Genomic DNA, 12,566 nt, shown 5'->3' on the forward strand with positions numbered 1-12,566 from the left:
TCAGTAGGAATTTTAAATGGGAATGATTGTTATTTTTGTTGTGATCGGCGGCTATCTTGTCGGCAAACTGGTTGCCCAGGCCGCAATTTGGCGTTTTCGCTGGGTGCTTGGCTTCACATCGTTCTGATACAGGACTAAAATGGTCCCCAATTGATAACCCCGCAGTGGAGGCAAGATGCTGAAGCTTTCCAGAATGACCGATTATGCCGCCGTGGTGATGGCGCGCATCGCTCGCGAGCCGGAGTCGGCCCATGCAGCGATCGATCTCGCGGAAAGCGTTCAGTTGCCGCATCCCACCGTCAGCAAGACCTTGAAGGCGCTGGTACGCGCCGGATTGCTGGAGTCACGTCGTGGGGCGCAGGGGGGCTACCGTCTGGCGCGACCCGCCAGTGACATCACGGCCAGTGACATCATCAGCGCCATCGAAGGTCCAGTGGCCGTCACGGAATGCAGCCACGCCGATGGCGATTGCGAGCTGGTCAACACCTGCGGCGTGGCCGACAACTGGCAGAGAGTCTCACGCGCCATCGGTGAACTGCTGGGCAGCGTGACGCTGGCACATCTGGCATCCACCGCACCGCTGCGGATGCCGATCCAGTTGCCCATTCAGGCCGTCAGTCTCTACAGCGATGAAGAGGCTGCCGGGGGAGCCCCTGACAAGGACAGCAGTGCAGGAAGCGTCGTCAACGGCATGTCCGGGCGCTGAATGCTCAGCCCCACGGTAGCGGGCCAGGCTTCAGAAACATTCGAATATTCGAGCTTCGCCGCAGTTGAGGCGGGGTGATCAGGAATCTGAACAGACCCGGAGCTTCTCCGGGAGAGGAGACCAGCATGGCGAGCCAGGAGATGGAGCAGCTTGTACAGCGAGAGTACAAGCAGGGCTTCGTGACCGACATCGAGAGCGACACCATTCCGCCGGGACTGGATGAGAGCGTGATTCGCTTCATCTCGGCCAAGAAGGGTGAGCCGGAGTGGATGCTGGAGTGGCGTCTGGATGCCTATCATCAGTGGCTGAAGATGAAGGCGCCGTCTTGGGCACACCTGGATTACCCCGAGATCGACTACCAGGCGATTTCCTATTTCAGCGCCCCGAAGAAGCCGGAAGATCGTCCGCAGAGTCTGGATGAGGTGGACCCCAAGCTGCTGGAGACCTACGAGAAGCTGGGTATCCCGCTGCACGAGCGTGCCGCGCTGGCTGGCGTGGCGGTGGATGCGGTATTCGACTCCGTATCGGTGACCACCACCTTCAAGAAGGAACTGTCCGAGGCAGGCGTGATCTTCTGCTCCATCTCGGAAGCCATCCAGGACTACCCGGAGCTGATCAAGCAGTATCTGGGGACCGTCGTGCCCAAGGCAGACAACTACTTCACCGCGCTGAACGCGGCCGTCTTCACCGATGGCTCCTTCGTGTTCGTGCCGGAAGGCGTGACCTGCCCGATGGAGCTTTCCACCTACTTCCGCATCAACGCCGCCAACACCGGCCAGTTCGAGCGCACCCTGATCATCTGCGAGAAGCAGGCTCAGGTCTCGTATCTGGAAGGCTGCACCGCACCGCAGCGTGATGAGAACCAGCTGCACGCCGCCGTGGTCGAGCTGGTCGCGCTGGAAGATGCCTACATCAAGTACTCCACCGTCCAGAACTGGTATCCGGGCGATGAAGACGGCAAGGGTGGCATCTACAACTTCGTCACCAAGCGTGCCGATTGCCGCGGTGATCGTTCCAAGGTGTCCTGGACCCAGGTCGAGACCGGCTCCGCGATCACCTGGAAGTACCCGTCATGCATCCTGCGTGGCAAGGACAGTGTCGGGGAGTTCTACTCCGTTGCCGTCACCAATGGTCGCCAGCAGGCGGACACCGGTACCAAGATGATCCACATCGGTGAGGGCACCAAGTCCACCATCGTCTCCAAGGGCATCTCGGCCGGCAACTCCGAGCAGTCCTATCGTGGCCTGGTCAAGATCGGTCCACGGGCCAAGGGCGCGCGCAATTTCACCCAGTGTGACTCGCTGTTGATCGGCGATCGCTGTGGTGCGCACACCTTCCCGTATCAGGAGATCGGCAACGCCACCGCTACCGTCGAGCACGAGGCGACGACGTCCAAGATCGGCGAGGATCAGCTGTTCTACTGCCGTCAGCGCGGCATCAGCGAGGAAGATGCGGTCAACATGATCGTCAACGGTTTCTGCAAGGACGTCTTCCAGGAGCTGCCGATGGAGTTCGCCGTCGAGGCCGAGGCGCTGCTCAACGTCACCCTCGAAGGCGCCGTCGGCTAACGCCACAGCCTGTTTCGCATTCATCCCCATTCTTGAGGGCCGCTTGCGGGCGGCCTGTCAGCCAAAGGTATCATCATGCTCGTAGTCAAAGATCTGCACGTCTCGGTGGAAGGCAAGGAAATCCTCAAGGGGCTCGACCTGACCATCAACAAGGGTGAAGTCCACGCCATCATGGGGCCGAACGGTGCGGGCAAGTCCACGCTGTCTTCCGTGATCGCCGGCAAGGACGGTTATGAAGTGACCTCGGGCACCATCACCTATGAAGGCGAGGACGTGCTGGAGATGGAAGTCGAGGAGCGCGCGCGTGCCGGCCTGCTGCTGGGCTTCCAGTACCCGGTGGAGATCCCGGGGGTCAAGAATGTCTACCTGCTCAAGGCGGCGCTGAACGCCAAGCGTGAAGCCGAAGGCCTGGGCGAGATTCCGGCCCCGGAATTCATGAAGCTGATCCGCGAGAAGCTTGCCTTCATGCAGATGGATGCCAGCTTCCTGCAGCGTGCGGTGAACGAGGGCTTCTCCGGTGGCGAGAAGAAGCGCAACGAGATCCTGCAGATGCTGGTGCTGGAACCGAAGCTCGCCATGCTCGACGAGATCGACTCCGGTCTCGACATCGATGCGTTGAAGATCGTCGCCAAGGGCGTCAATTCCCTGCGCAACGAGAACCGTGCCGTACTGATGGTCACGCACTACCAGCGTCTGCTCGAGCACATCGTGCCGGACCACATCCACGTGCTGATGGATGGCCGCATCGTCAAGTCCGGCGACAAGTCGCTGGCCCTCGAACTCGAAGCCCAGGGTTATGACTGGCTGCAGGAGGAAACCGCGTAATGACAGCACTTGCTACCGCGTCCGTCCCCGGCAGCGAAGCCTTCGCCAGCGAATTCGCCGCGCGCAAGGCTCGCTTCGCGGCTGACTCGAGCTGGATGGCGGCGCGCCGTCAGGCCGGCATCGCCCGCTTTGAAGCGCTGGGTCTGCCGACTCGCAAGGTCGAGGCCTGGAAGTACACCGACACCCAGGCGCTGGGTCGCCAGCAATACCGTCTCGCCGACGATGCCCATCTCTCGGCGGCGGTGAAGGACGAGCTGGCGCTCGCCGTCGATGCTTACCGCCTGGTGTTCGTCGATGGTCTCTACAACGCCGAGCTCTCCGATGTCGCGGGCCTGCCGGACACCGTGCGTGTCGTGCCGCTGTCCCAGGCCATCATCGATCAGCCGGAAGTGATCGGCGGCTCGCTGAATCGCCTGACCGGTATCGACTTCACGCCCTTCGTGGCGCTGAACTCTGCCTTCACTGAAGAGGGTGCGGTGATTCAGGTCGGCCCTCGGACGGTGCTCGACAAGCCGGTCTATGCGCTGTTCCTGTCGCGCGCCGCCGTCGAAGGCGAGCCCGTGACCATGAGCCATCCGCGTCTGCTGGTGCAGCTGGGCAGCCGTGCCGAAGCCAGCGTGATCGAGCATCACATCGGCGAGACCGGCGCGACCAACTTCACCAACATGGTCAGCGAAGTGATGCTGGAGCGCGGCGCCGTGCTCAATCACTACAAGCTGGGTGAGGCCGCCACCGGCGAGACGCATATCGCCTCACTGCAGGTCGAGCAGCCGCGTGACAGCCAGTACCGCTCCATCAACCTGAATACCGGTGGTGGTCTGGTGCGCAACGACATCGTCTGCGATCTCAACGGCAACAACGCCCATGCACGCCTCGATGGCCTGTTCTTCGGTCGTGATCGTCAGCACGTGGATACCCACTCGCTGGTCAATCACAACGAGGCTCTGACCTTCTCGGATGAGAACTACAAGGGCATCCTGGCCGACCGCGCACGTGGTGTCTTCAATGGGCGCGTACTGGTCAAGCGTGACAGTCAGAAGATCGAGGCGCATCAGAACAACGCCAACCTGCTGCTGTCGGACCGCGCCGAGATCAATACCAAGCCGGAACTCGAGATCTATGCCGACGACGTCAAGTGCTCCCATGGCACCACGACCGGCCAGCTCGACGAGACGGCTGTCTTCGCACTGCGCGCGCGTGGCATCGATGAGCAGACGGCACGCGGCCTGCTGACCCTGGCCTTCGCCAATGAGGTCATGTCCGGTCTGGGCATCGACGCCATCGCCGAGCGTATCGAGCGCAGCGTCGCGGGTCGCCTGCCGTCACGCTTCCACCTCGATGAGCTGGTGGATCTGAGTGTCGAGCTGGGCGGCGGGGCCGTGGCGGTGGCGCGTGATGAGGACTTCGCATGAGCGCACTCGACAATCTGATGCTCGATGTCGTGCGGGTCCGCGAGGATTTCCCGATCCTCGAGCGTCGCGTGCATGGTGACGTGCCGCTGATCTATCTCGACAGCGCCGCCACCAGCCAGACGCCGACTGCCGTCATCGACGCGATGAGCGATTATTACCGCAACACCAATGCCAATATCCACCGTGGCCTGCACAGCCTGGCGGACGAGGCGACGGCCGCTTACGAAGGGACGCGCGAGAAGGTACGTGCCTTCATCAATGCGCGCCTGACGCGTGAAGTCATCTTCACGCGCGGCACCACCGAGGCGATCAACCTGGTCGCCAACAGCTGGGGGGCCAACTGGCTGAATGCCGGTGATGAAGTGCTGATCTCGGTGATGGAGCATCACGCCAACATCGTGCCCTGGCAGATGCTGGCGGAACGCCTGGATATCGTCATCAAGGTGATTCCGTGTGACGACGATGGCGTGCTCGACATGGCGGCCTACCGTGACCTGCTGGGCGAGAAGACGCGCCTGGTCTGCGTCAATCAGGTCTCCAACGCCCTGGGCAGCATCAACCCGGTGGCCGAGATGGCCCGGTTGGCGCATGCTCACGACGCGTTGATTCTGGTCGATGGTGCCCAAGCGGTGCCGCATCAGCAGGTCGATGTACGCGAGATCGACGCCGACTTCTATGTCTTCTCGGGCCACAAGATGTATGGCCCGACCGGCATCGGCGTGCTCTACGGCAAGGAAGCGCTGCTCGATGCCATGCCACCGTGGCAGGGCGGCGGCGAGATGATCCGCACGGTCTCGTTCGAGAACGGCACCCTGTTCGCGGATCTGCCGCACAAGTTCGAGGCTGGCACGCCGCCCATCGCCGAGGTCATCGGTCTGGGCAAGGCCATCGACTGGCTGGACTGCACCCACATGGCGCTGATCACGCGCTGGGAGCAGCAGCTGATGCGCCATGCCACCGAGCGCATGCGCGAAGTGGACGGGCTGCGCATCATCGGCAACTCGCCCGACAAGGCCGGCGCGATCTCCTTCGTGGTCGACGGTGCCCACGCCCAGGACATCGGTCTGCTGATCGATCAGCTGGGGGTCGCCATCCGGACCGGTCATCACTGCGCTCAGCCGGTGCTGCGACGTTTCGGTGTCGATGCCACCTGTCGCGCCTCCTTCGCGGCCTACAACACGCCGGAGGAGATCGACCTGTTCGTCGAGGCTCTGCAGCGCGTGCTGACCATGGTGCGCTGAGCATCCCCTGCGGTGGCCCTGACGGGCGCTGATCAATGAGGCTCGCGCATGGCGGGCCTCATTGCTATCGGCGCTTGCCAGGGGATGTTGTGACCCGCACATCCTGAGTGAACCCACAGTATTCTTGATCCGCATGGCTGTCATGCGGTTCGGCAAGGAGAGGGCATGAGCCACACTGAAGACCAGCTGGCCAGCCTCGGCAAGGGCCAGAAGATGCCGTTGCAGCGTGACGTGGAAGGTATCTCGGTACCCTTCGGCAAGTCGGTGACCCTGCATGAGGACTCGGTGGTCGAAGTCATGCAGGCCAAGGGCGGCACCGTCAGCGTGGCGTACGAGGGCCGCATGTACCTGATCGAGAGCTTCAGCCTCGATGCACTGGGACTGGACGCCGTGCCGCGCCCGCATCTGCCGGCCGGGCAGAGCGACGCCGAGATAGAGGCCTTCGTCTGGGCGCAGCTGCGCACCTGTTTCGACCCCGAGATCCCGGTGGACATCGTCGAGCTCGGGCTGGTCTATGGCTGTCGTATCGACACCCTGATCAGCGGCGAGAAGATGGTCAATCTGAAGATGACGCTGACGGCGCCGGGCTGCGGCATGGGCAACGTGATCGCCGAGGATGCCAAGCGCAAGATCCTGGGCGCGGAGGATGTCTCCAAGGTTCACGTCGAGATCGTGTTCTCGCCCCCCTGGTCGCGGGAGATGATGAGTGAAGAGGCGCGCCTGGAACTTGGCATGTTCTGACGCTGCGTGTCGCTCGGGCGCAATCGCGCAACGGGCGGCACGGCCGTCTTGACGGAACCTCTCGCGCCAACCGCTTTCCAAGCCGTGCCAAGGACTGCACCATGGCGCCGTCGTTGCGTCATGTGGCGTCGAAGATCGTGATTCTCTGCCAGCAAGGAATATCCCAATGCGCTACCCGACAGCCTTACGTGTCCTGACCGCCAGCCTGATCATGAGTACTGCCGTCAGTGCACAGGCGTCATGGACACTGGACAGCGATGCCTCGCAACTGAATTTCCAGTCCACCAAGATGAGCAAGGACGGTGCCAGCACCGTCGAGCAGCACGCCTTCGATTCCTGGCGTGCTCGCGTCAATGATGCGGGCCAGTTGTCGGTCGAGATCGACCTGGACTCCGCCGATACCGGTATCGAGATCCGTGATCAGCGTGTCAGCGAGAAACTCTTTGAGGCCGGTGACTATCCCCTGGCCGTGCTGACCGCGTCACTGGACATGCCGACGCTCAAGGTCATGGAGCCGGGCGATACCCAGCATGTCAGCCTGGAAGGGCAGCTGACGCTGCATGACAGCACCCAGACCCTGCCGGTGAGCCTGCAGGTGACACGTCTGCAGGGGGAGCGCTGGCTGGTGCAGACGGACGTGCCGGTGATGGTCGATGCCAGCCAGTTCTCGCTGGTGGATGGCATCCGTACCCTGCGTGACCTGGCGGGACTGGGCAACATCGCGACCCAGGTGCCGGTCAGCGTCAAGGCGATCATGACCCAGGAAGAGTGAGCCGACAGGCGTCTGCCCTGACCCCGTGGCTTCGAGCCTGCAGGCGTATCTCGCTGGTGTCGTGTGCATGGCTTGGGTAGGCTGGGCGCTCATGCTTGCATGATGCAGTGAATGGCGATATTCGGTAGTGACAGGCAAGGATGGGTACGGGGAGCAGATGCGACGAGTGATCAAGCGGGCCGTGATGGCCATGATTGGCCTGTTGGTCGTGAGCCTGATGATAGTGGTCGGGCTCAATCTCTGGGTCGTGATGTCGACCCGTGATCGCATCGCGTCTTCCCCGCTGACCTGCGAAAGCCGTGAAGTGGGAATCGTCTTCGGGACCTCCCATGGCCTGGTGGGCGGAGGACGCAACCCGCACTATCAGGCTCGTCTCGACACCGCAGCCCAGCTCTACCGGCTGCATCGAGTGAGCAACCTGCTGCTGTCAGGGGACAATCGTACGCGTTATTACAATGAGCCGATGACCATGTGGCGTGACCTGCGTGATCGCAATGTGCCACAGCAGTTCATGACGCTGGATTACGCCGGATTCTCGACCTTCGATACGCTGGTGCGTGCGCACAAGGTCTTCGGTGTCGATCAGGCGGTGCTGGTCACGCAGCCCTGGCATCTGCCACGGGCACTGTTCATCGCTGACGTGCTGGGGTTGGATGCCGTCGGCTGTCCGGCGGTTTCCGAGCGTCGGCCTGCGGGGCTGCGGCTGATGCTGCGCGAATGGCTGGCGCGTGCCGCCACGGTGGGGGATCTTTACCTGTGGGGCCGCAAGCCGCGTTTCCTGGGGCCGGCGGAGCGACTGCCGACACCGGTATTGCCCGACGTACCGGCCGTGTCAGGCAGTTGACGACAGCGGCTCAGCGTACCGGCCGGCCAACACGAAAAGCCCCCGTCTTCCGATAGGAAGCGGGGGCTTTTCGTGTCTGCTCGAGGCTTTTTCCGCTGAGCGGCCCCGAGGTCAGCCGGCGCGGCGGCGTGCCGCGATGCCGGTCTGGTGACGATAGAGCTCGCGAATCAATTGGCGGCAGTTGTGGAAGCACGCTTCCAGCACCTTCTCCATGCTGTCCGGGAGAGGATGCGTGAAGGCCGTCGAGCAGGCCTGCATCAGCACGCGCTCCTGTTCGAGCAGTTCGTTGATCAGAACCTGATTGTCGTTGCTGACGATGCTCTTCAGGCGACTCCACAGCCACATGTAGTCATCACGCTCGACATCAGCGTCTCGCGGCATCAGGCTCAGATGCTTGCGCGTCTCGACTTCCAGCGCCTGCTTGAGCTCCACGCGCCGGGCATAGAAGGGTTCAAAGGCCTTCAGCAGCCCGGGACGCAGCCGTTCGGCGTTGTCCTCGAAATAATCAAGACTGTCTGCCAGGGCTTCCTGGACGCTATCCATCGCCACCTGGCGATTGTCGAGAAACATGGGCGGTCACCTCCTCCGTCAGGAGAGATTGTGCGGGTGAAAACAGTGTTTTTCTACCCCTGATGTGCAGAAAGTCCTGATATTTCTTCCCGTAGCGTCAATCCACTCATTTTACGACAGTTCGATGACGTTATCGTGACGTCCGACAGTGTCACGGCTGTCCGTGATCAGCGTCATGTCTCCCAGAATGCTCTGGCAAGCCGGCGGCATTTCACCCCTTGGGCTTGGGCGGGATCTTCCTGGCGGGTGCGGCGGACTTGGCGATGTGGTCGATGATCATCCCCGCGATGTCCTTGCCGGTTGCCGTTTCAATGCCCTGCAGACCCGGTGAGGAGTTCACTTCCATGATCACCGGACCATGGTTGGCGCGCAGCAGGTCGACACCGGCGACGGCCAGGCCCATGGCCTTGGCGGCGCGGATGGCGGTGGAGCGCTCTTCCGGCGTGATGCGAATCTCGCTCGCGGTGCCGCCACGATGCAGGTTGGAGCGGAACTCGCCATCAGCCGCCTGACGTTTCATGGACGCCACCACCTTGTCACCCACCACCAGGCAGCGGATGTCGGCGCCGCGCGCTTCCTTGATGTATTCCTGCACCATGATGTTGGCTTTCATGCCCATGAAGGCCTGGATCACGCTCTCGGCGGCCTGATTGGTCTCGGCGAGTACCACCCCGATGCCCTGGGTGCCTTCCAGCAGCTTGATGACCAGCGGCGCGCCCTTGACCATGGTGATCAGGTCGGGGATGTCATCGGGGGAGTGAGCGAAGCCGGTGACCGGCAGGCCCAGTCCCTTGCGAGACAGCAGCTGCAGCGAGCGCAGCTTGTCACGCGAGCGCGCGATGGCCACGGAGTCGTTGACCACGTAGGTACCCATCATCTCGAACTGGCGCAGTACCGCACAGCCATAGAAGGTGACGGAGGCGCCGATGCGCGGCACCACGGCGTCGAAATGCTCGATCTCGGCACCCTTGTAATGGATGGAGGGGCGGTGCGAGGCGATGTTCATGTAGCAGCGCAGCGTGTCCACGACGCGTGCGGTATGCCCGCGGGCTTCGGCTGCCTCGATCAGGCGGCGAGTGGAGTAGAGGCGGGAATTGCGCGACAGGATACCGATATGCATGAAATCCTCCAGAGCCGAAAGGGCCGTCAGGAATGAGAAGGTGGCGAAAGGATGAAAGAGGTGCGTCAGGAGGTGTCTTGCGCGAGCGCCGCGAAGGCGTCGTGCCCGTTCGAGTCATGCCGGGGGCGAGTCTTGCGCAATGTGAAGGTCGTCAGGGCTCGCCATGCAGATAGGCGGCACCCGGTGCCACCAGCAGGCGACGCAGTGCACGGCGCCCCAGCAGGATGGGGTGGCGCATCTGGGAGCGATCGACCAGTGTCATGTCGATGTCGTAGTCGAGCCCGGCGAGCTGCATGCGGGAGCGAATCACGTAGCGCCACTGTGCCTGACCGTTGGAAGACCTGACCCGACGCCGGTCGTGGACCCGTGTCTCGACATCATGGGGCGGAGAATCACTGCCGCCACTGCGCGTGATGAAGCGTACCCACAGGTCTTCATCCTTCTCGAAGACCTCGATGTTCTCTGCGTGCAGTGCGCTCGAGTGCGCGCCAGTGTCGATCTTGGCGTTGAGGTGCAGATGCAGCTCCGGCAGCTCGATCAGTTCACGCCGCCCGACGACGGCTCGCGGCCGAAAGCCGAGCAGATCGTGGTTCAGGGATCTGAGATCCAGAGGCGGTGCCTTGTGAGCGTGATGACGAGCAGGGGTCTTGGAATGCGGCATGTTTCATCCTGAATCAGAGGGCATGACCTGGCCTGGAGGTCGGGTCACGGCATGAAAGGCACCGTGGTGATCGCAATGGCGCGTGGCAGACAGCGGGATTGCGACCAGACGGGCGCGCAGCATAGTCACTTACCGTATCAGCAGCAATCCTTGTTGGCATATCTTTGGCTGCGAGCAGCGCCGCTTCCGTGCCTGGCGCCTTGCAGAGCGCTTTCACCGGGCAGTTCTCGCGCACGATGATCAGGCCTCTCCCAAGTGTCGTGGGTTATGCGCATGATCTCAAGGACTGTGATGCTCACCTGTCGCTTGCGCTGGCGTCCACCGGGCAAGGTGCTGGGCCTAGAGCTAGGCATAGGGCTGGGCCTGGGGCCGAACGAGGTACGTGGCGCAGTGCCGGGCACGAGCCGTGAGGAGAGATTGGCCAGGACGGGCCGGCAGGGGGGCCATCAGGGCCGGCGAGGGCGGCGGGTCCTGATGGCAGGGCTGGCTCAGTGGCTCAGTAATTCAGAGGCTGAGAGGCTCAGAGGCTTCAGTGGCGTTGCGTCGGCGCCACCGTCCGGCCGGTGAGCGACGCCAGGGCGAGCCCCAGGGCGCTGTCGGGTTCGGCGTTGCGCAGCGTCATCAGTACCGGCAGACGCAGACGCGGAATCAGCGCCAGATCACGGGCGAGAGCCTGGAAGCTGGCTTGCGGGCAGTTGGCCAGTCGCACGAGGAAGGTCGGCAGGCGCTCGGCATCTTCCAGATGGGCATAACCGCGTGCGGCGATCGCGACCAGCACATCCACGCTGGCGGCGTTCTCGTCCGCCAATAGCGTATCCAGCCATTCGGCAGCCGCTGGCAGGGGGCTGGCAGCCGCTGCACGCAGGCAGGCGCACAGGGTTTCCAGGTCTCCCAGCTCCCGTGCCGTCTGACCGCGGCGAATCAGACTGTCGAGCAGCTCCGCCTCCAGGCTGTCCGTCAGCGGACTGGCCAGCTGCGGATGGGCCGGGGGAGCCTGCTCCAAGCACAGGGCGAGCGCGCGCAGCGGCGTGTCGGGAAGATAGCCGATCCGTTCGATCATCGCCTCGGCAAGTTCATTGGTGAACTCACCGCGACGCGTCAGCCCATCGGCGATGCCCTGCAGGCCAACGCTGGGCCAGTCATCAAGGGGCAGTTGCGCGGCGAGATAGCGTTCCGCCTGTTCATAGTACTGGCTGGCAGGGCGATCACAGTCGATGCTGGCGCGGGCATGCAGCATGGCGCGCAGGCTGTCATCTGGAGTGAAGGCCAGGGGATTGTCCTGCATCAGGTTGTCGATCTTGCCTGCCTCGGCCTGCAACAGGTCAGAACGACCGACGCTCAGTGCCGTCTGGCCGAGTGTGGTCAGCAGGCGTTCGAGGAATGCATCTCGTTGCGGCGGAGAAAGCCGGCCTTCTTCATCCAGCGGCAGGGCCAGAAACCACACCAGTGGATCGTCGATGCCGGCGGGTCGGAAGACGCACGCCAGCCGGGCCTGTCCCTTGAAAGGTTGCGACCACGGCTGTTGCTGGGTCTCGAAGGCTTCCAGCTCTTCAAGGCTCAAGGGGGACAGGATGCGCCCCAGATGATAAAGGTGCACGTCAGCACCGGTGCGCTGGAAGAAGTTGCTCAGGGAGGAGAGTGGAGTCATGAGGCTCACCGCTGCGGTTGGGCTCCCCGGACGCAGTACGCGTCCGGGACGACCTGAGATTGGGCGTGATATCGGCAAGGATACGCCAAGAATGGCTGAGACTTTAGCGATTCGCCTCTTGGCATGCCACCCGCGAAGGCTATCGCGCATTGTCGCAACACCTTGATTGCAGAAGGATTGCCGGCTATGGGGCCGTTGGGAGACGTCCTGGTGACTCGCTGATGAAAATTTGATCAATTTTCTCCTGCCCAGGTCTGGCGCGGCTTGCAGCGAGGAAGCACAAGGTTATCCACAGTATCGTCCACGGAAGACGTGAATAACTGTCATCCTGATGACCTCAGGCTGTCATCGTTAGCCGCTACCCGGTGGCGTGCTCTTGAGAGGGCACACTCAATCCGAGTGTCAGCGGTCGTTGCGCCCGCCGGGACGCCTCGGCGCATGGCTGGTCAGCAGGGGCA

Annotated in this window: 12 protein-coding genes; 8 read left to right on the plus strand and 4 right to left on the minus strand. The window is 62.8% G+C overall.

Annotated features, from left to right (window positions below; all coding sequences use genetic code 11):
* The first annotated feature begins 175 nt into the window (after positions 1–175).
* The 8 genes from BOH68_RS05245 to BOH68_RS05280 all read left to right on the plus strand — a co-directional run bounded on the left by BOH68_RS05245 (position 176) and on the right by BOH68_RS05280 (position 8,109).
* Positions 176–706 carry an SUF system Fe-S cluster assembly regulator gene (locus tag BOH68_RS05245; protein ID WP_077372507.1) on the plus strand — a complete coding sequence of 177 codons (531 nt, stop codon included), beginning with the start codon at positions 176–178 and terminating at the stop codon, positions 704–706.
* A gap of 125 nt (positions 707–831) precedes the next feature.
* On the plus strand, positions 832–2,274 hold the full coding sequence (sufB, locus tag BOH68_RS05250; protein WP_077372510.1) for a Fe-S cluster assembly protein SufB: 1,443 nt from the start codon (positions 832–834) through the stop codon (positions 2,272–2,274).
* Positions 2,275–2,349: 75 nt separating this feature from the next.
* Complete coding sequence (gene sufC, locus BOH68_RS05255) at positions 2,350–3,099, plus strand: Fe-S cluster assembly ATPase SufC (RefSeq protein WP_077372513.1); 750 nt, start codon at positions 2,350–2,352, stop codon at positions 3,097–3,099.
* Entirely contained in the window at positions 3,099–4,511 is a 1,413-nt protein-coding gene (sufD, locus tag BOH68_RS05260) for a Fe-S cluster assembly protein SufD (protein ID WP_077372516.1), read from the plus strand. The genes sufC and sufD overlap by 1 nt, the downstream gene beginning before the upstream one ends.
* Entirely contained in the window at positions 4,508–5,752 is a 1,245-nt protein-coding gene (locus BOH68_RS05265) for a cysteine desulfurase (protein WP_077372519.1), read from the plus strand. The genes sufD and BOH68_RS05265 overlap by 4 nt, the downstream gene beginning before the upstream one ends.
* A gap of 165 nt (positions 5,753–5,917) precedes the next feature.
* A complete protein-coding gene (sufT, locus tag BOH68_RS05270) occupies positions 5,918–6,493 on the plus strand; it encodes a putative Fe-S cluster assembly protein SufT (protein ID WP_077372522.1) in 576 nt (191 codons plus the stop codon).
* Positions 6,494–6,659: 166 nt separating this feature from the next.
* Positions 6,660–7,265, plus strand: a complete 606-nt coding sequence (locus BOH68_RS05275) for a YceI family protein (RefSeq protein ID WP_077372525.1) — start codon at positions 6,660–6,662, stop codon at positions 7,263–7,265.
* A gap of 157 nt (positions 7,266–7,422) precedes the next feature.
* Positions 7,423–8,109, plus strand: a complete 687-nt coding sequence (locus tag BOH68_RS05280; protein WP_077372528.1) for a SanA/YdcF family protein — start codon at positions 7,423–7,425, stop codon at positions 8,107–8,109.
* A gap of 111 nt (positions 8,110–8,220) precedes the next feature.
* Here BOH68_RS05280 and BOH68_RS05285 read toward each other — a convergent pair whose 3' ends face one another.
* The 4 genes from BOH68_RS05285 to BOH68_RS05300 all read right to left on the minus strand — a co-directional run bounded on the left by BOH68_RS05285 (position 8,221) and on the right by BOH68_RS05300 (position 12,108).
* Entirely contained in the window at positions 8,221–8,679 is a 459-nt protein-coding gene (locus BOH68_RS05285; RefSeq protein WP_077372529.1) for a hypothetical protein, read from the minus strand.
* Positions 8,680–8,890: 211 nt separating this feature from the next.
* On the minus strand, positions 8,891–9,799 hold the full coding sequence (rimK, locus tag BOH68_RS05290; RefSeq protein ID WP_077372532.1) for a 30S ribosomal protein S6--L-glutamate ligase: 909 nt from the start codon (positions 9,797–9,799) through the stop codon (positions 8,891–8,893).
* A 151-nt stretch (positions 9,800–9,950) separates the two neighbouring features.
* Positions 9,951–10,460 (minus strand): ATP-dependent zinc protease family protein, encoded by a 510-nt coding sequence (locus BOH68_RS05295; RefSeq protein WP_077372535.1) that lies wholly within the window; start codon positions 10,458–10,460, stop codon positions 9,951–9,953.
* A gap of 529 nt (positions 10,461–10,989) precedes the next feature.
* Positions 10,990–12,108: a DUF3549 family protein gene (locus tag BOH68_RS05300; protein WP_077372538.1), complete on the minus strand. Its 1,119-nt coding sequence runs from the start codon at positions 12,106–12,108 to the stop codon at positions 10,990–10,992.
* Positions 12,109–12,566: the final 458 nt, after the last annotated feature.

The sequence above is a fragment of the Cobetia sp. MM1IDA2H-1 genome (assembly GCF_002916775.2).
Lineage (GTDB): Bacteria > Pseudomonadota > Gammaproteobacteria > Pseudomonadales > Halomonadaceae > Cobetia > Cobetia marina.

Coding starts and splice junctions, on each gene's coding strand:
- BOH68_RS05245 (WP_077372507.1), top strand. CDS start 176: ATGCTGAAGCTTTCCAGAATGACCGATTATGCCGCCGTGGTGATGGCG.
- sufB (WP_077372510.1), top strand. CDS start 832: ATGGCGAGCCAGGAGATGGAGCAGCTTGTACAGCGAGAGTACAAGCAG.
- sufC (WP_077372513.1), top strand. CDS start 2,350: ATGCTCGTAGTCAAAGATCTGCACGTCTCGGTGGAAGGCAAGGAAATC.
- sufD (WP_077372516.1), top strand. CDS start 3,099: ATGACAGCACTTGCTACCGCGTCCGTCCCCGGCAGCGAAGCCTTCGCC.
- BOH68_RS05265 (WP_077372519.1), top strand. CDS start 4,508: ATGAGCGCACTCGACAATCTGATGCTCGATGTCGTGCGGGTCCGCGAG.
- sufT (WP_077372522.1), top strand. CDS start 5,918: ATGAGCCACACTGAAGACCAGCTGGCCAGCCTCGGCAAGGGCCAGAAG.
- BOH68_RS05275 (WP_077372525.1), top strand. CDS start 6,660: ATGCGCTACCCGACAGCCTTACGTGTCCTGACCGCCAGCCTGATCATG.
- BOH68_RS05280 (WP_077372528.1), top strand. CDS start 7,423: ATGCGACGAGTGATCAAGCGGGCCGTGATGGCCATGATTGGCCTGTTG.
- BOH68_RS05285 (WP_077372529.1), bottom strand. CDS start 8,679: ATGTTTCTCGACAATCGCCAGGTGGCGATGGATAGCGTCCAGGAAGCC.
- rimK (WP_077372532.1), bottom strand. CDS start 9,799: ATGCATATCGGTATCCTGTCGCGCAATTCCCGCCTCTACTCCACTCGC.
- BOH68_RS05295 (WP_077372535.1), bottom strand. CDS start 10,460: ATGCCGCATTCCAAGACCCCTGCTCGTCATCACGCTCACAAGGCACCG.
- BOH68_RS05300 (WP_077372538.1), bottom strand. CDS start 12,108: ATGACTCCACTCTCCTCCCTGAGCAACTTCTTCCAGCGCACCGGTGCT.